We start from the raw sequence: 19,055 nt of genomic DNA, 5'->3' as shown, positions 1-19,055 counted from the left end.
TTGGAAATGAAATTATTTTTTATCCTTTTTGTCGCGGTATTGTTTAAGTAATTTTCTATTGAAATCATCTTCTGCTTTTTTAAGCTTTATGATTTTTACAGGGCTAATTACGGTTTTTAAATCGGATACTAATTTTTTTCTGTTTTGGTATAATTCATCTTCAACATTGTCAATCTGACTTAGAAAAACCAATGCCTCTTTATCACTCATTTTATCTACCGATCCATCTTTCATTTTACGAATAAGCGCATGCATTTTATCATGTCTAAGTTCATACTGTTTATCATCATAACTATTGTAAATAGGCCAGAACTTCTCTGCTTCATTAGAGGTTAATGCTAATTCAGTAGTGAAAAATGAACTTTTCAAAGCCTGAATTTGTTCTTTTTTACTTTGTCCATCTTGCGCAAAAGAAGTCAGAGCACAAAGGAGTAGAAATAGTGAAAATAAGGTTTTAAATTTCATAATTATTCGTTTAAGTAAAGTTCTAAATTATTGTTTTGAGATAATACATCTTCCATAGCCTTATCATCCAGCGCTAGATCAATTTTTATATCTTTTATATCTTCGGTATTCAATAAATTAATCACATCATATTGGCTAACATTAGATTGATCGCTCAAGTAATTTTCTAATGTCGCGGTATCAATATCATTTGCTTTAGCTGAAGATTGATTCAGTAAAGGAATTGATATAGCTATTAATAATACAGCGGCTATTGCGGACATCCATTTTAGTTTAGAACCAAACAATGGAATTACCTTACTAGTATCTGCTTCGGGTAGTTGTTGTACTATTTTTGCCGAAAAATCATCAAAATAATGCTCAGGGGTTTTAAAACCTGAATTTATTTTTGGATGTTTATGTAAGTCAAAATTGTTCATAACTATTAGACATTGATATTTATAAAAGGTTTAATTCTTGGTCATATATTCTTCAATTTTTTTAACAGCATGATGATATGAAGCTTTTAAAGCTCCTACCGATGTGTCTAAAATTTCAGATAATTCTTCATATTTTAATTCTTCAAAATACCTCATTTTGAAAACCAGTTGTTGTTTCTCAGGTAATAATGCAATTGCTTTTTGTAATTTCAGTTGAATTTCATCACCATCAAAATAGACATCTGCCTGTAAATTAGCTACAACGCTATTTTGTAAAGCTTCACTGGTAGTGCCATTTTTTTTGGCTTTTTGAGAAATGAATGTAAGCGCTTCATTCGTGGCAATTCTATAAATCCATGAGAAAAGTTTACTTTCTCCTTTGAAATTTTTCAGGTTATGAAAAACTTTTACAAAAGTGTTTTGCAATACATCATCGGTATCATCATGGTTCAATACAATATTTCGAATATGACGATAGAGCGGTTTTTGATATTCAGACAAGAGTTGCTGAAACGCTTTGTTCTGCGTTTTTGGATTTAATAACTCTTGGATAAATTCATGTTCCTGTTGCAAAAGAAATCTTTATAAGTAAGACTAAAGATAATTGAAAAGGTTTAATCTTATGATTATAAAAATAGAAATTTCTATAAATTGATTGTTTACAGGAATGAATTTGATGGTATTAAATCTTTGAAATATACCTACTTTTGCACAAACAACAACACAACCAATGATTAAGACTGTAATATTCGATATGGATGGGGTAATAGTAGATACTGAACCTGTACATCGTTATGCTTATTTCCAACATTTTGATGAATTAGGAATTGATATTTCCGAACAAATGTTCACCACTTTTACAGGAAACTCTACAAAAAATGTATATGAAAAAATAAAATCGCAATTTAATATTCTGGAGGATACGGAAGTATTAGTGAATCGTAAAAGAGCAATATTTAATGATGCTTTTGATTATAAAAAAGACCTTGAATTGTTAGAAGGCGTTGAGCAATTGATTAAAGATTTGCATCATAATGGTATTCAATTGATATTAGCATCTTCAGCTTCTAAAGTAACAATCGACCGAATTTTTAAAAGATTTAATCTTTATCCATATTTTACAGATATTGTAAGTGGAGAAGATTTTCCAAAATCAAAACCACACCCAGCTATATTTCTTCATGCGGCATCTTTATCGAAAGCACCAAAAGAACATTGCATTGTCATTGAAGATTCAACGAATGGTATTCAAGCTTCTAAGGCAGCCGATATTTATTGTGTAGGTTATAATAGCATCCATTCTAAATTACAAGATTTATCTCAGGCAGATATTATTGTCAACCATTTTAATGAGTTGAATTTTGCTAAAGTGAGAGATATAAAAAACTAATAAACATTTCGAAGCCGTTGTTTACTGAACAGCGGCTTTATATACTTTAAGGGCTTTTTCACGAGCCTCTTTATGATCTACAATTGGTAAAGTATAGGTTAACTCCTGAAATTCTGGAACCCATTTTCTAGTATAAATAAAATCTGGATCGAATTTCTTAAGTTGTTCAGAAGGATTGAATATTCTAAAATACGGAGCTGCATCGACACCACTTCCTGCTGCCCATTGCCAATTTCCAACATTACTGGATTGTTCATAATCCAATAGTTTTTGCGCGAAATAAGTTTCTCCCCAACGCCAATCAATTAATAAATGTTTGCATAGAAAACTGGCTACTACCATTCGAACGCGGTTGTGCATATGACCAGTTGCGTTAAGTTCCCGCATTCCTGCATCAACAAAAGGGTATCCTGTATTTCCATCACACCATTTTTGAAATAGAACTTCATTGTTTGACCATTGTATGGCATCATACTTTGGTCGGAAACTTTTATGAATAGTATGAGGAAAATGCCATAGAATTTGCATGAAAAACTCACGCCATATTAATTCATTCCAAAAGGTTTCTTTTGGATTCTCAATAATGAATCGAATTATTTCACGAATACTAACCGAACCAAATCGGAGATGTGTACTCAACATAGAAGTGCCGGCTATGGAAGGTAAATTTCGTGTTTGCTCATAATGAGTCACCAAATCATCAGATAGAGCATAAGGCATCGCCAGAATAGTTGAGGTTTCAAAATCAATATTTTCTAATTGAAGAAAGGGATAACTATGCGTTGCAATAGAGTGTAATAAATTTTCGGAAGGATAAGGTTGGATTAATTCAGGTTTGAATTTCTCTTTCCATTTTTTCATATAAGGTGTATATACAACATAAGGTGTACCATCCTCTTTTACAATTTCACTTTTTTCAAAAATGACTTGATCTTTAAAGGTTCTAAACTCAATGGCATGTTGCTGAAGTAATTGTGTAATTGCCAAATCCCTTTTTTGAGCATATGGCTCATAATCGTGATTTGTATAAACCTGTGTGATTTTGTTTTTCTGAATTAATCGACGAAACACAACCTCTGGCTCATCATAAAATACAGCGAGAGATTTCCCAATGCTATTCAGTTGTTTTTGAATTTTGGTAAGTTGCTGATGAATAAAGGTTACTCGGGGATCGTTATTTGGTAGTTCTGAAAGTATTTTTTTATCAAATATAAAGATGGGCAATACAGCCGTATTTTGATTTAGGGCTTCAAATAAACCTAGATTATCATGCAATCGTAAATCTCGTCTGAACCAGAATAATGTCATAAGATTGAGTAAAAATTAAAAATGTTTCGATGTTATTTACGAATGCATTTATGAAGGTTCTTTATAAATACCAAAAATTTCAGCTAGTTTTTCCTGACGGTATTTGAATATCCTATCCAGATTAGGTTTTACCAATAGGGGATGTAATAGTTGCCCTAAAAAACCAAAAGGCATTTTATAATCTATGATATCTTCCATTTCAATACCACCAGCGATTTCTTTGATAAAATGTTTATGGTGCCAATATGCATAGGGGCCAAACTTCTGATCATCTACAAAAAAAGATTGATCACTAACCTGTGTGATTTCAGTTACCCATGTTATAGGAATGCCTAATAATGGTGTAATTTTATATTGAATAATTTGCCCTGCATACATCGGTCTGTCGTCGTCCGATATTATTTTAAAACCCATATGTTCTGGTGTGATGCGTTTTAAATTTTGTGGATTCGATAAGAACTCCCAAGCTTCTTTGGCAGTAATGGGTAATTCTTGTTTGGAACGGAGAGTATACAGTTTCATTCGTGATTTCTTTTGGAACGTAAAGATAAATAATGTTTAATGATTTAGATTAAAACTTAAACAAAAAAATAATTTATTTAGGTAATGATTAACATTTTAGAATCAATAATTTAACTAAATTCGTACCCATCTTAAAAACAATTAATCAAATTTTTTATGAAAAAAATTATAATTTCTTCAGCATTTCTGCTCACTACATTGTTTAGCGTTGCACAAGTGAAAACTCCAGCAGCGAGTCCTAAATCTGTATCAGAGCAAGTAGTTGGATTAACAAATGTAGATATCGAATATTCAAGACCAAGTACTAAAGGCAGAAACATTTTTGGTGATTTAGTACCATTTGGAAAATTATGGAGAACAGGAGCGAATAGTAATACAATCATTACTTTCGGAGATGATGTAGTTATTGACGGTAAAACATTACCAAAAGGAAAGTATTCTTTGTATACCATTCCTAAAGTAGATAAATGGGAAGTTATTTTTTATAAAGACATTGACAATTGGGGACTTCCAAATGAGTTCAATGAGAAAAAAGTAGCTTTAAGAACGAATGTAGTACCCGTATTATTAGGTAGAACGGTAGATACTTTTACAATTGATTTGAATAATATTACGAATGATTCTGCTGAACTTGAAATTATCTGGGATAAGACAATTGTACCAGTAAAATTTGAAGTGCCGACTCAAAAAATCGCTGCAGAAAGTATTAAAGCAACACTTGCAGGACCAACAGCTGATGATTACTTTGGTTCAGCTCAATATTACTACCAATCTAATACAAGTTTAGATAAAGCATTAACATGGGTAAATAAAGCTGTGGAAATGAAAGGAAATGATGCTTTTTGGTTCTTGAGACTGAAGTCATTAATTCAAGCAAAATTAGGAGATAAAAAAGGAGCGATTGAAACTGCAAAATTATCTTTGACTGCTTCTGAAAAAGCAGGGAATAATGATTATGTAAAAATGAATAAAGATTCTATTGCTGAGTGGAGTAGAAAATAATTCTATATAAAATAAACCACCCTGAAATAGGTTGATTGGTTTTACTTAATAATGTCTCGTTTAGAAATAAGTTAACACTATGCTGACTTATTTTAAACGGGACATTTTGGTTTTGTAAATAATGGTAACATTAAGTTTATAGAAATTTTTTATTCTTTTATAAGAATCATATTTGCTGGTGCGATAAAATCGGAAATATCAGAAGTTGTATAACCTCGGTAAGGGATGGGCAGTTCACGTACTGGATAATCTGTTCTCACCCAGGTAAGGATCGGCTGATTGCTTGAGTTTAAAGAGTAGGTAACCAGTAAATCTCCAATTCTTTTTTTTGAAGGATGGGTAAAGGAGGGTTCGCCATATAGCATTACCATGTTATCAGAATCTTTTAGTAGTACATAATCAACCAAGCTAAAGTTAGTGGTATAGGTTTCAAATATTATCGTCCCGTTTTGTTTGTATTCGTAGTGGCTTATTAAGAGATCTAGTTTTTGAAAGTGATTAATAGGACTGGGCTGATTTAGTTTTTTAATAAAAGTAATTTTAAAAGAGTCATTTCCCTGATTGTAGATCCACGTCCCTATGAATTTGTCTAAGGAGTGATTGATATCCTTAAAATAGATGTAGTGCTCTGTTGTGTAGCTTTTGTTTTCTAACGAAACCGTAGTCCACTGTGGGCGTTGTGCAAAACTGACTGTATGAATGTACAGAGCTAGTAATAGTGTTACTATTGTTTTCATAATTTTTACAATTTAAGTTATTTTATAATTTCCCAGGAATAATTGCTATCCGTGGGTAGGGCATAATACAGGCTAATCCCACAATTTAAATCTTTAAGCGCTTCCATAAAATACATTTCTAATAAAGCATCGTATTCAGCATCTGTACAGTCGCCATTACATTTATCATTTGCTTGTTTGCTAATGTTTTTAAATAAATAATCTACAGCATCACCAAAGGTTTTCCCAGATGCATTAATTAAACTAAGATCATTATAATCATTAAAAAAGCTTTGCAGTTTAGCCGGGTTTGTAACGCGCAGGGCATAATTAATGTTGTTACTCATGATGATCGAGGTTACTTCCAGAGCATCGGTTGCACCCATATTTACTTTATTATAGTACAAAAAGGCGAAGCCTAGAACATCTGCACCAGACGGTATGGCTTCGAGTTGTGTATGATGTACATGGATTCTCAATTTTGTGTTGATTTGTACCGCTGGAAATGGTACCCCAGTTTGTTGTCCAATCAATAAATCCGATGGTATAAAAGTACCATTTGTATGAGTAGTAAACTCATATCCATGTTCCTTATTATCATGTACTCTATTTTTTAAATCGGCCATTTTGGAATATACAAGGTTATTGTTTGTTATAGCACCCAGTTTGCTCGCATGGAGATCTTGATGATTGATTGTGGTCATGAGATCTACACCTGGTCCCGTTGTAGTACTTCCACCCCCTCCACTGCCATCGTTTGGAGGGGTATAATCACTATTAAAGCCACAAGAATGACTGTAATTATACCCACATATTTGACCACCACAATCATAAGGACGACCAGTACATCTTGACGTAACAATGGTTAAACATTCATAGCGTGTTCTAGCTTCAGTTAAATTGGCGTTATAGGTAATCGGTGTGAGTTCAATGTTTCCTTTAAAAATAAGATGGTTTAATGCAATTTGTTGTATCGGGACAAAAGGTTTATATTTTACAAGTACTGCTTGAGTCTGATTCAGACTATCTAGAGCAATAACCAAGTTCTCAAATTCATTGTCATTGGAATTATTTCGTATAATTAATAAAGTAAACGTAGTTGTGTTTGCTGTCTCAATTACTTTAGCAGGAGCATCGGCAATGGTAAAACCATATTCCTCTTCCATAATTGTTCGATCAAAAAGGTTCGTTCTTTTCTCAGGTTTTATTATGGACAATGCAGTATTAAAATCATTTCGTTTTAGTAAATCTTTAAATTCAATATTTGAAATTTTTATTTCCTGTTGATACTTATTTTCCTTTAAATAATCTTCATTAATCTCACAACCATATATAAACATTAGGGCTGTAAAAGTTATGATTTTTAGAGTTTTCCGTAAAATTACCTTCATGTTCAGATGTTTTTAGTTCATGATTTCGTTACTATTTTGAAATAGTATTGAGACAACATGTAAATACAGGTTCTTAGGGATTAACTTTAAGACCTTTCAAGGTTTTAATTGTTTGATAGTGTATGTTTTATATCATCAGAAGGCAAGATATATTCTTAAAAGGATAAAGAGGGAAGAGGTAATTCTTTTTGATGGTTGAATAGGCTCAATTTTTGTTTGGAGTCTGTTTTTCTTCGAATATCTATTAATGAGTACATTTTGAATACAGATGTAAGCCTATTTGAAGAGGGGTATAAATAAGAAAACCAGTCAAGAAATCCTGACTGGTTTATATAAGATATTGAAAAATAATTAACTGATTTTGGAGTAATCTTATGGTATTTTGGTTTACTCGTTTATAATTTCCATTGTTGGTTCTGGTCCAGATCCCTTTCCTTTCTTGAAGATTATTTGTAATAACATTGATAGAAGGATTGTTAGTACTGCGCCAATGATATTAAGCCATAGGAAACTAACTAAATCCAACCAGAATATATAAAAGATGGATAATTGGCAAATTATTGCTGCCCAGAAAATAGCTTTAGCGCCTACAAACTTAAAGTAAAAGGCAACTAAAAATACTCCCAGAATCGTACCATAGAATACGGATCCAATGATATTAACAAACTGTATTAGGTTTTCGAATAATGTACCATAACAAGCAAATAGTATCGCGACTAATCCCCATAATAAAGTGAATACTTTTGTAGCATTTACGAAATGCTGATCTGATTTTTCCGATTTTAAATTTCTTTTGTAAATGTCGATTGTTGTAGTGGAAGCTAAGGCCGTTAAACCAGATGCGGTAGATGACATTGCAGCCGATAGAATAACAGCGATTAAAAGCCCTACAAGTCCTTGCGGAAGGTAATGTAATATGAAATGGATAAAGACATAATCTTTATCATTCGTTTCGGCGGCATCATCGGCTTTTTTAATAATTTCTTTTGCTTGGTCACGAATATCTTTTTCTTTTAAAGAGAGGGCTAGTATTTTATGTTTTAGCGTAGCATTTTCATAATTCTGATTCAATTGACTTGAATATTGTAAAGTAAACTCTTTTTTGTCCTGAGTAATCTCCTCCAATTGATTTTCCAGTTTCTTATAATCTTCAGCATAAGGAGATTTATTAACAACGACCTTACTATTGGGATTAAAGTTTAAAGGAGAAGATTGGAATTGAAAGAAAACAAATACCATTACACCAGTTAATAGGATGAAAAACTGCATGGGTACTTTTAACAAGCCATTGAAGATTAATCCTAATTGACTTTCTCTAATAGACCTACCACCTAAGTAGCGACCTACTTGCGATTGATCTGTTCCGAAATAAGAAAGTGCTAGGAATAAACCACCAGTAATCCCACTCCAAAAGGTATATCGACTTTTTGGGTCAAAAGAAAAATCAACAATATTCATTTTCCCATTGATTCCTGCAATTTGTAAAGCATTTGAAAAACTTACTTCTTTAGGAAGGTTACTTACAATAAAAAAGAAAGCAATAAACATCCCGGTCATAATCACAAACATTTGATGTTTTTGTGTGACGTTTACGGCATTGGTTCCTCCTGTTACGGTATAAATAATAACTAAGACTCCAATGATAATATTCATCATATTAAGATTCCATCCTAAGATAGAAGATAAGATGATGGCTGGGGCGTATATAGTAATACCAGTAGAAAGTCCTCTTTGTACAAGGAATAATAGAGCGGTAAGTGAACGAGTTTTTAAATCGAAACGTTGCTCTAGAAATTCGTAAGCGGTATATACTTTTAAGCGATGATAAATTGGAATAAAAGTGATACAGATGATAATCATGGCTAAGGGTAAGCCAAAATAGAACTGAACAAAGCCCATTCCATCATGATAGGCTTGACCTGGTGCGGAAAGGAATGTAATAGCACTGGCTTGTGTAGCCATTACTGAAAGACCTACAGTCCACCAAGGAACTTCATTATTTCCTAAAATGTAATCTTTAACGTTCTTGCTTCCTCGGGTTTTTAATGTACCATATATGACAATAAAAAGCAGAGTAACGATTAGTATAATCCAGTCAATAGTTTGCATAGGTTATGAAAAAAAATGCATTAAGAAATAAAAAAACAATATATATATGACATTGGCAATCAATACCAAAGAATATATTTTCTTCCACGTTTTTGGAGGTTTATTTTTCATTTTACTTCATTAATCTTATTAGTATATACTATCTAGTATTATATCTTCTCTGGTTGGTCAATTGCAATGAGATTAGCCATTAAGCGATAGGCTCCGGCTATACCTACAGGTAATTCTCTAAAGAAACTTAATCCAGTATAAATGTAATGGCCTTTACCATATGCAGCAATTAATAATGCGCCATTTTTAGGACTTTCATTATCATCATTTGAGGATAGAATTGCTTCAAACTCTTTTGACCATTCATCAGGATAATACAATCCTTGTTCTTGAACCCATCCTTTGAAATCATTGGATGTTATTTTGTTGGGGAAATTTAATACTTTGTGATTGGGTACTAGGAAACGAACTTCGGCATTCTCATCGGTAACTCGATAATTAGAGATTTTTAAAGGATAAGGCGCTATATTTTTAGTAATTAATCTACCGTTAGTGTTGTATTGTACAATCATTGTTCCTCCCTTTTTTACATAATCAAACAGGATATTTTGTTTGAAAGCAAGAGATTCAACCGTGTTATAAGCACGAATACCTACAATAACGGCGTCAAAATTAGTCAATTTTTCAGAATTAATCTCTTCGGGTTTAATTTGTTCTACCAGATATCCCATTTGACCTAGGCTTTCAGGGATATTATCCCCAGCTCCCATGATGTAAGCAATTTTATTTCCACGGATTTTTATGTCCAGTTTGATTAATCGTGCTTCAGATGGTTTTAAAATTTGTTGTTCTGCGATATGACTGTAATTGATGATAATTTGCTCTTTATTGAAGGATTTATTATCGAGCGTTGCAATACTTTTTAAGGTTGCTTCTGTAGCAATAACGGGTGGTGTAACTTCAAAATAAACGGTTTGAGTTCCATCTTTCTTATTGATTGAAAACGGGATTTGTTGCGGGGTAATTTTCCAATCTGCTGGAGCCTCAAGATGTAATTGTCCTACTACATTGTCTTTACCAGCTTTGATTTGTACACCAATTGTTTTTGCAGTATTATCATTGAATATTTTTACTTTATCCAATATTGTTGAAGTTACATCCGGAACAATATCAAATGGTTTGTAAACTTCTCCTTTTACTTCGTCGTTATATTTATAGACGATTGGGCGCTCAAAAGGAATAGTAACGTCATTAATTTGAACTTTAAATACCACTTTTGCCGTACGTATTATATCTGGAATACCAATTAATTCTTGGTTATCAACACGATACATGCCTAATGTTCCTTGTTCCTTTAACCAATAAGGTTCAGTATAAGCAGTATTCTCAGGAAACTCTATTAGCGTTTCTATATTTAGACCTTCGTTATTTTTTAAATCAAGATTTTGAGATACAGTTTTTTGCTGAGGAAGTAGTGTGTAATCAATTAGTTTTATTGGGGTAATACAACGATTAATAGCTTCTAGATTTAGTTTTTCGGTACTACCGGGAGTAGCAGATTGTGTTTCTGATACAGCCTCTAAATAAAGACCAGCACATCCTGCAATAATTTTTTTAATTTCCTCGGTTTTAATTTCTTTCCAATGCTTGTCCTCTAAGTTTTGAATTAAAGTATAGGCTTTTACAAGACTAGGAATACTAGCAGAAGGATTTTTGAAATCAAAATTCTTCTCTATTTCAGTAACTATTTCCCCAATAGCATTTCCTCCTTTTACGCGATTCCATGAAGTATCAATACCTTCAAATAAGTTGGTTTCATCTTTTACCTTATCACCTTTAATTTGATCCAAATATTCAATATCATCACCACGACTTCCTGTAGAACCAAAACCTTGAGATTGGTGTCTGCTTCGGCTTAAAGCAGCTATTTCTTGGTTCGATTTTCCTAACTCAGGATAATAAACACCAGTTTTAAAATGGATTAATTTGCTTTTGTCAGCTTTATCAAATTTGTCTTTTCCTCCATAGAACCACCAAGATACGTTGAATAATAATCGTTTTGGTTGCCATACATCAACAAGTTTTAATTGATCTGGAAATGTATTTTTATTGTTGGCTAAGTCAAAAGCTTCCACACTCAACATAGCAGAAGAAGTATGGTGACCGTGTGTTGTCCCGGGGGAACGATGATCGAAACGATTAATAATTACATCCGGTTGGAATTTTCGGATGGTCCAAATGATATCACTCAATACTTGTTCTTTGTTCCAAATGGCTAATGTTTCGTCTGGGACTTTTGAAAAACCAAAATCATTGGCTCTGGTAAAGAATTGTTCTCCACCATCAATTTTACGAGCTTCAATCAACTCTTGTGTTCGGATAACGCCGAGTTGTTCTCTAAGTTCAGTACCGATTAAGTTTTGACCTCCATCTCCTCGAGTTAATGACAAATAACCTGTTCGGGCTTTCTGCTCATTGGACATGTAGGAAATAAGACGTGTATTTTCATCATCAGGATGTGCAGCAAGATAGAGCACAGACCCTAAGAAATTTAGTTTCTTTATTTGGTTATAAAGTTCTGTCGAATTAGGTTTTGCGGGCTGTTGGGCTAATGCGATTTGAGAAATAAAAAATAAGAATAGAACTGCTTGATAAGTAAGCTTATGCATAGTAAGATGATTAATTTGGCAATGATTCAAATATAGTAATTAATCGAAATTACAACTCTATTTTATTTTTTCTTTAACAGAAAGTTACCATGAATTCCATGCAAAAAAAGAAGAGATACAATTGTACCTCTTCTTTTTGAAACTTTTAATTTTTAATCATCGTCGTGATCTCTATTTTTTCTTTTTTTTCCATGATCATGATGATCTCGGTCATCGTGTGATCTATTCGAGTTGTAAACATAATTTTTTCGATTACCTCGGTGCTCTCTTGATTCATAATGATGTCCATGATATTTTGCTTTATGTTTTTTGTAATAAACATAAGGAGATGAACCATAATAGTTATTAATCACTACTTTTTGACCATTGTATAAATCATAGTTGCGGTAAGCTCGAGGTAAATTACGCGCTCTAATCCATTTACCTTTTGTACCAAAATAGAGGAACATAGAGGAATTGATATCATAATACGCTTCTACATCTGGTAAATAATAATAGCGAACTTGTTCTGTTATTGGTGGACCCCAAGCGGGTGGCGTACCAATGTTTACATTTACAGATACTTGTGCATGGATTGCATTGGAAAAAAATAATACAATTCCGAGGGAAATAAATTGTAGGGTTTTCATCTTTGTTATCTTTTAAATTTATAATAAAGCACTTTACTTGTATTTTCATTCGGTGCTTTATTGCAATTTTCAAGAACTGTGCCGTAATATTTTTAGAACAGATGAATTGTTTTAAATTTAATTTTTTGTGATATTTTTCTTAAAATAAAAATTATGTAACATCTTGTTTTTATGTGTAATACAAAAAAGACAAGAGATTTTACTAAATTTAAAAATTAATGACTAGTATATTGACTATTGTGATCTTGTGGTTCTTTTTTAGTCTCAGTTTTATGATTTACGATTGTAATTCCTTTCTGTAATAGTAAATTATTAGGATAAGTGATTAGTTCACCGTCTTTCGTTTTTAAATAGATATGAAAAGCTTTAATATCCGTAATTTCAGCATCTTCAATAGCAAAATCCTTATCATGAATATGAATGATATCTCCAATTTTAAAAGGAAAAGAAAAGAATAATATTACTCCCGCAGTGATATTGCTTAATATTGACCATTGAGCAAACATGGCGACACCTATAACGGCAAAAACAGAAGAAAGGGCTACAAATAAATTATTAGGTTGAACACCCCAAATAAAGAATAGTGCTAAACATCCTAATAGTGTAATAAAGATATTGATGTATTTAATTACTAGTTTGGTTCTGTGTTCAAGACTTTGCGATACTTTGGCAAAGCTTCGAATTAAAAAGGAAACAACAAAACGTGATATAATCATAAGGATTATAACAATTCCAGAGCTAATTATTTCTTTTAAATATTCTTTAATCATTATGAATTTTATTTATTCGTGAAGTTAACCAAATTTTCATAGACTTTATCAACGGGAAGTCCAACGATATTAGTATAGGAACCTACAATCTTACTGATACCAACTAATCCAATCCATTCCTGAATCCCATAAGCACCAGCTTTATCATAGGGCTTAAAGTTTTCTAGATAATATTGAATCACTTCATCATCTAATTTTTTGAATGTTACTTCGGTTGTTTCATGAAATGTAAAAGTAGTCTCCGAGGTTCTGAAACATACAGAGGTAATTACCTGATGTGTAGCATTGGATAATGATTTTAGAATAGAAAAGGCATCATCGTAATCTTTGGGTTTGCCTACTGCTTTATCACGGTGCCATACAATAGTATCACTAGTGATAACAATTTCATTGGGTTGTATATCATGTTCAAAGGCATTTGCTTTTAAAATAGCTAAGAAAGTGGTGATTTCTTCCCCTTTCAAATGATCAGGATATATCTCTTCCACTTCTTTTAGACGGATTTCAAAATCGATACCTAAATCTTTTAAGAATTGTTGTCTTCTAGGCGAACCAGAAGCTAATATGATTTTATAGTCTTTGAATTTTTCTTTAAGCATAATATTGTCTGTTAATTGTAATCACTACAATGGATAGTATTGTAAAAAGTAGTACCATTTGTAAAATGATACCTAAGTTTTGATAATCCTTTGTTGTTTTGGCGCCCCACATTTTAATCATAAGATAGAGTAGTGGACCTACAATGAAAAGCATAGCATAACCCATAGCCCATTGTAATTCAAAAATATAGGTGTTGATGTAATATACTAATAAAGCAATTGGAATTAAACATAATCCAAAAACCAATTTGCTTGTTCTTTGCGCTCCTAATGTGATTGGTAAAGTGCTGATTCCAAGATTGTAATCTTGGTTTACATTTTGTAAATCTTTAACTAATGCCCTAATCAATAATAGTGTAAAAGTAAATACGGCATAATCCACTAGAATTTGAAAAAGTACAGCCATTAAAGGTTGATTTTCTGCTGTAACAACAGGAAATAAATCAAATAATCCGATGACAATAATACTGAATGCAGCAAGCATGGAAACGACAATTGTACCCACTAAAAGCATTTGCTTTAAGCTTGTTGCATAAACATACAGAGTAGCAGAAGCCACAACAAATACGGCAGCAAAACTAGGTTTTTCAATGCTATTGGCTAAATAAAATCCAATACCTACAGCAACAATATTTAAAGCGGCATAATAATTATAGGCTTTGTCCTCAGTGAATAAATCTCCAATTAATGCTGAATCTGAACGGGGTTCAAAAACTTGATTGATTAAAAAACCTCCAGCAGCAATAAGTACTGTTGCAATAACGAGTAATATAAATTGCCAATCTTGCAATGCTAAAGGAATATTTTGGAGTTTTAGAAATCCAAAATGAAAAACCAATTGGGCTAATGCCAACAACAGTAAATTTTGATAACGTATAAGTTTGAAAAATTTTAGCATAGGGATGATAGAGCATTTGTGATTAATGTGGGAATAGCTATTTGGATTGTAGATTAATCAAATTGTGCATCAAAATGAGACATCCATTTTTCTTGTACTTTCATTACTTGTTCTATCACATCACGGACACATCCTCTACCGCCATTGATATGGGAAATATAATTACATAATTGTTTTATTTCCGGTACAGCATCTTGTGGTGCAGTAGCCAAACCAACTAATTTCATTACGTGGTAATCTGGGATATCATCACCCATGTATAATACTTGGCCTGCTTGAATATTATTTGCTTTAAGGTATTCATTAAAAGTTTCCACTTTATTATGGGTTCCTAAATGAATATCGGTAACTCCAAGTCCTTTCATTCGAACGCGAACTCCTTCATTGCTTCCTCCTGAAATAATGCAAACATTGTATCCTGTTTCAATGGCTGTTTTAATGGCATAACCATCACGAATATTCATTGTGCGTAACATTTCTCCACTTGTGGTAACAGAGATTGTACTATCGGTTAATACACCATCTATGTCAAAAATAAACGTGGTGATATCATTCATTATTTCTTTATAATTTCTTGCCATTGCTTTGTTGTATCGATTGTGTTAATTGTTTATATAAATCTTTATGAAGTTTGTTTTGAAGAAAATCAAGATGTTTATCAATTGTCTTTTGATCATTTCGTTTTGCAGGACCCGTTTGAGCGGCTACCGGATCGAGTGTCATAATTTTTGAAGCAGTCTCTGTAATAAGCGGTTTTAAGATGTCAAATGGAACATTATTCTCAAGGCAGATTTCATTCCCAATCTGATATAGATTGTTTACAAAATTATTAACAAATACTGCCGCTACATGTATTGCTTTCCTTTGTTCTGAATTAATATTAAAAACATGGTCAGAAATAGATTGAGCTATTTTTTCTAATATTGGATAATCTTTTTCATCACCACTTTCTAGACACATCGGAATGTCCTTAAAATTAACAGCTTTGTCTTTTGTAAACGTTTGTAATGGATAGAAAACACCAATTCTATTTTTTGTTCCCAAGGCTTCCATAGCTACACTTCCAGAAGTATGAACGATTAACTCATTCTCAAAAGGAAGTTGATGTGCCACTTGTTCAATTGCATCATCCGTAACGGCTATAATATACAAGTCTACTTTTCTCAATAATGAAAAATCATTCACTATTTTATCGATAGGAATTACTGGATGGAGTATGGTTTTATGACGAGAATATACCTGAGCAATTTCTACAACAGTACTTTTGCTAAAAGCACTGATGAGATGTTGTGCCACATTTCCCGAACCAATAATAGTCACTTGAATCATTTGGCTAAAATATTGAGAAAAATCGAACTATAAAAAGAGAACCGATAGATATTATCCTTTAGCTCTGTTTTAATAATGTTTTCTACAAAAATAGTCTTTATTGGAGCTCAAAATTGGTGTTATTTTTATTCCAATCAGGTTTTAAAGTTGTACCTAGATTTCGGATTTTGACAGTAGTAGAAATAAGTGCTAACCAATAACCATCAACATTGTGAAATAAATAAAAATTAGAACCTGGTACTTGATCGGATCCACAACCTTTTCGATATCCTGTAAAAATAGCTAGCAGTGTTGCATTCTCACTTTTAATAATACGATTAGTACCCATATAAATGTAATTTTTATCCATAAGCAAACCATTGAAGTCCTTAACAGATTTTACATCAATTCCATTCATTGGAAGTAAGCCATTATTTGGACTATAGGAGTAGAGATTGTTCTTGTCTTTGAAGTAATAATATCCAAATTGTTCGAAGGTTTTAGCATCTGCATTAGTTGGTTTTTCCTTCCAATAAATTTTGTCTTCAGATTTATAAAGTGAATAATCAAAAACGATTTTAGACTCATTATTTCCTTCCGTTTTGGATAAAGTCAATTTATCCTTTTTGATTAAACGGATTTGTTCTGGGCTTAAATTTTCATATAATTCCTTGTCCCATGGGTCATAAGCATGGTTTTCATAAATGATATATCGGGAGTTATTGGTAATAAAAGTGTTTTTGTCTGTTACTGCTGTAGTGTATTTGAAAGGAAATTTGCTATTAATTACTTTACCCGTTTTTTCGATGTATTCTCTCTCATACACCCCATTTTTATCAAAACAAAAATCAGAATGTGGTAACATTCCAAAAGACTTAGTATCAAAATCAGGTTCGGGTTGGTCATTGCCATAATATACCATAATTCCATCTGTAACATAGGTTCTGTTGACTTGATCCCATACTTTTACATTTGAAAAATCTTTTGGTTTAATCGGTGTTTTGGAAGTTTCATAATAGACATGATTTTTATCCATTGAATACTTTCTAGATAATGGTTTAAGCGTCAAAGCATCAATTCCTGATTGTCTTTTTTGATCCCGTGTAATGACAACAGTAGATGTCTTTGAAAGTACATCATTGATGGGTTTTAGTGGCTTACCTCCAAATTTTGCGATTTTTCCATCAACATAAAGATAGTTTTTATCATAGCAGGTATTATCACAGGAAGCAGATACTGTAGTGCCATCTGATCCTTCAATTTTGGTATCATAGTAATAAACATAATTTTTGTCCTTATAATACAACCCATTGGAGCATTCAATAGTATTGAAAGTAGCAACATCAGGACCTTTTATTTCGGTAGTATTAGTGAATAATTTTGTTTTTGTTTTCCAAAGCATCTCTCTTTTTTTTGGATTTCGGCCTTCTCCAATAATTACAAATCCTGTAGTATCAGTTGGAATTAATTCACCATTGTAATAGACGCCATTTTTATCCAAGGCAAATAAGCGACTTTGGTCGTATTTTGGTAAATGAAAAGTATTTATATCAGCATTAATATATTTTCGAATTTTACAGTTTTCGTAAATAACATAATTACTATTGATAATGTAAATTGGGCTATCAAGATATTGACATTCATTGAGACTGACCTCTAGTAATGGATCAATAATAGGATCTGTTATAATATTCTTATTTTGTTGGGAACAACAAGTTAAAGAGAAGAGACAAAAAATAATATAATAAAAAGGATATTTCGGCATGTTATTTTCGTTTAGTAATCTATGATAGTGCTATAATAGGATACTAAACTAGAAAAAGATTTTTAATTATTACCGATTGTATTAATAATTAGGAAATTAGGATCTATTTTGAATTTTTAAATAATTATTTTTTCCAAGAAAGTTGTTCCTCAGTAGATAGAAATGTCCAAGCAATAATGCGACTGATTTTTTGACCTTGTGCCATTTCAATTGTTTTGATATCTACGGCTTTTATTTTTTTCAAAGCTTTATAAATAAGTGGTAGATTGGTTTTTTTAGAAACTAAAGTGGTAAACCAAAAACATTGCTTTTGAAAGAGAACACTTTGTTCAATCATTTGATTGATAAAACCAATTTCACCACCATCATACCATAATTCAGCATTTTGACCACCAAAATTGAGAACAGTATCCTTCACTTTTTTGCCTTGTAAATTTTTTAATTTTCGTTGTGTTCCAGAAGTAGCTTCTAGGGCAGAACTATGGAAAGGTGGATTGCATAAAGTAGCATCATAGTATTCATTAGGTTGTATGATACCTAGAAATATGTTCTTTGGATTGGGTTGTAATCGGCATGCAATAACCTCATTTAAGTCATTGTTAGAAATGATTTCCTGAGCGGTTTTTAATGCAATAGGATTGATGTCTGTTCCTACAAAGTTCCAATTGTATTCTTTATGACCTATAAGCGGATAGACAGTATTGGCGCCAATACCCACATCTAAAATCATTTTGTCTTTTTTAGAAGATATTGTTGTTCTCAGTAAGTCGGCTAAATAATGAATATAATCTGCTCGTCCTGGAATTGCAGGGCAAAGAAAGTTTTTGGGAATATCCCAATAGGTAATTCCATAATGAAGTTTTAATAAAGCATAGTTCAATTTCATCACAGCCTCTGGATTACCAAAGTCAATGGTATCAGTCTTATATTGATTTGTAAAAACAAAAGGAGCGAGTTCTGGACAGCTTTTGATAAGTTCAGGGAAGTTGTACGAAAATCGATGTTTATTTCGGGGATGAAGACTTGTTTTCTCTGCTGAAATAGCTTTTGATTTTGGCATCATTTGGATTGTTCTTTGTTAGGCCATGAAACCTAGTAATAATC

19 protein-coding genes are annotated in these 19,055 nt (G+C 32.3%); 2 read left to right on the top strand and 17 right to left on the bottom strand.

Going from position 1 to position 19,055, the window contains the following annotated elements:
- Positions 1-12 precede the first annotated feature (12 nt).
- From P6733_RS06025 to P6733_RS06015, 3 genes are read right to left on the bottom strand one after another with little or no spacing between them, the layout of a single operon-like run.
- On the bottom strand, positions 13-465 hold the full coding sequence (locus tag P6733_RS06025; protein WP_306350955.1) for a sensor of ECF-type sigma factor: 453 nt from the start codon (positions 463-465) through the stop codon (positions 13-15).
- A 2-nt stretch (positions 466-467) separates the two neighbouring features.
- On the bottom strand, positions 468-884 hold the full coding sequence (locus tag P6733_RS06020; protein ID WP_306350953.1) for a hypothetical protein: 417 nt from the start codon (positions 882-884) through the stop codon (positions 468-470).
- 30 nt (positions 885-914) lie between these two features.
- Positions 915-1,457 carry an RNA polymerase sigma factor gene (locus P6733_RS06015; protein ID WP_306350951.1) on the bottom strand — a complete coding sequence of 181 codons (543 nt, stop codon included), beginning with the start codon at positions 1,455-1,457 and terminating at the stop codon, positions 915-917.
- Positions 1,458-1,614: 157 nt separating this feature from the next.
- Here P6733_RS06015 and P6733_RS06010 point away from each other — a divergent pair, with 157 nt between their 5' ends.
- Positions 1,615-2,274, top strand: coding sequence for an HAD family hydrolase (locus P6733_RS06010; protein ID WP_306350950.1), 660 nt, complete (start codon positions 1,615-1,617; stop codon positions 2,272-2,274).
- 21 nt (positions 2,275-2,295) lie between these two features.
- On the opposite strand, the gene P6733_RS06005 is transcribed toward P6733_RS06010, so the two are convergent.
- Together P6733_RS06005 and P6733_RS06000 are read right to left on the bottom strand one after the other, a co-directional pair.
- Positions 2,296-3,582, bottom strand: coding sequence for a cryptochrome/photolyase family protein (locus P6733_RS06005; protein WP_306350949.1), 1,287 nt, complete (start codon positions 3,580-3,582; stop codon positions 2,296-2,298).
- Positions 3,583-3,630: 48 nt separating this feature from the next.
- Positions 3,631-4,104: an SRPBCC family protein gene (locus P6733_RS06000; RefSeq protein WP_306350948.1), complete on the bottom strand. Its 474-nt coding sequence runs from the start codon at positions 4,102-4,104 to the stop codon at positions 3,631-3,633.
- A 156-nt stretch (positions 4,105-4,260) separates the two neighbouring features.
- Here P6733_RS06000 and P6733_RS05995 point away from each other — a divergent pair, with 156 nt between their 5' ends.
- Positions 4,261-5,106: a DUF2911 domain-containing protein gene (locus tag P6733_RS05995; protein WP_306350947.1), complete on the top strand. Its 846-nt coding sequence runs from the start codon at positions 4,261-4,263 to the stop codon at positions 5,104-5,106.
- 149 nt (positions 5,107-5,255) lie between these two features.
- Here P6733_RS05995 and P6733_RS05990 read toward each other — a convergent pair whose 3' ends face one another.
- The 12 genes from P6733_RS05990 to rlmF all read right to left on the bottom strand — a co-directional run bounded on the left by P6733_RS05990 (position 5,256) and on the right by rlmF (position 19,014).
- A complete protein-coding gene (locus P6733_RS05990) occupies positions 5,256-5,843 on the bottom strand; it encodes a DUF6705 family protein (protein WP_306350945.1) in 588 nt (195 codons plus the stop codon).
- A gap of 17 nt (positions 5,844-5,860) precedes the next feature.
- The gene (locus P6733_RS05985) at positions 5,861-7,213 is read right to left on the bottom strand and encodes a hypothetical protein (protein WP_306350943.1); all 1,353 of its coding nucleotides are present in this window, start codon (positions 7,211-7,213) and stop codon (positions 5,861-5,863) included.
- Positions 7,214-7,600: 387 nt separating this feature from the next.
- The gene (locus tag P6733_RS05980) at positions 7,601-9,322 is read right to left on the bottom strand and encodes a sodium:solute symporter family protein (RefSeq protein ID WP_306350940.1); all 1,722 of its coding nucleotides are present in this window, start codon (positions 9,320-9,322) and stop codon (positions 7,601-7,603) included.
- Positions 9,323-9,471: 149 nt separating this feature from the next.
- Complete coding sequence (locus P6733_RS05975) at positions 9,472-11,982, bottom strand: PIG-L family deacetylase (RefSeq protein ID WP_306350938.1); 2,511 nt, start codon at positions 11,980-11,982, stop codon at positions 9,472-9,474.
- A gap of 152 nt (positions 11,983-12,134) precedes the next feature.
- A complete protein-coding gene (locus P6733_RS05970) occupies positions 12,135-12,611 on the bottom strand; it encodes a hypothetical protein (RefSeq protein ID WP_306350936.1) in 477 nt (158 codons plus the stop codon).
- A gap of 215 nt (positions 12,612-12,826) precedes the next feature.
- The gene (locus P6733_RS05965; protein WP_306350934.1) at positions 12,827-13,381 is read right to left on the bottom strand and encodes a mechanosensitive ion channel domain-containing protein; all 555 of its coding nucleotides are present in this window, start codon (positions 13,379-13,381) and stop codon (positions 12,827-12,829) included.
- An 8-nt stretch (positions 13,382-13,389) separates the two neighbouring features.
- Complete coding sequence (locus P6733_RS05960; RefSeq protein ID WP_306350933.1) at positions 13,390-13,980, bottom strand: Maf family nucleotide pyrophosphatase; 591 nt, start codon at positions 13,978-13,980, stop codon at positions 13,390-13,392.
- On the bottom strand, positions 13,973-14,878 hold the full coding sequence (locus tag P6733_RS05955; RefSeq protein WP_306350930.1) for a geranylgeranylglycerol-phosphate geranylgeranyltransferase: 906 nt from the start codon (positions 14,876-14,878) through the stop codon (positions 13,973-13,975). Before P6733_RS05955 ends, P6733_RS05960 begins: the two co-directional genes overlap by 8 nt.
- A gap of 53 nt (positions 14,879-14,931) precedes the next feature.
- Positions 14,932-15,459: a KdsC family phosphatase gene (locus P6733_RS05950; protein ID WP_306350928.1), complete on the bottom strand. Its 528-nt coding sequence runs from the start codon at positions 15,457-15,459 to the stop codon at positions 14,932-14,934.
- Entirely contained in the window at positions 15,443-16,207 is a 765-nt protein-coding gene (locus tag P6733_RS05945; protein WP_306350926.1) for a Rossmann-like and DUF2520 domain-containing protein, read from the bottom strand. The genes P6733_RS05950 and P6733_RS05945 overlap by 17 nt, the downstream gene beginning before the upstream one ends.
- 97 nt (positions 16,208-16,304) lie before the next feature.
- A complete protein-coding gene (locus P6733_RS05940) occupies positions 16,305-17,951 on the bottom strand; it encodes a DKNYY domain-containing protein (RefSeq protein WP_306350924.1) in 1,647 nt (548 codons plus the stop codon).
- A gap of 124 nt (positions 17,952-18,075) precedes the next feature.
- Complete coding sequence (rlmF, locus tag P6733_RS05935) at positions 18,076-19,014, bottom strand: 23S rRNA (adenine(1618)-N(6))-methyltransferase RlmF (protein WP_306350922.1); 939 nt, start codon at positions 19,012-19,014, stop codon at positions 18,076-18,078.
- Positions 19,015-19,055: the final 41 nt, after the last annotated feature.

Origin of the sequence: Flavobacterium aerium (genome assembly GCF_030766725.1) — a bacterium.
Taxonomy (GTDB): Bacteria; Bacteroidota; Bacteroidia; order Flavobacteriales; family Flavobacteriaceae; genus Flavobacterium; species Flavobacterium aerium.
This window is presented reverse-complemented; position numbering and strand designations above follow the sequence as displayed.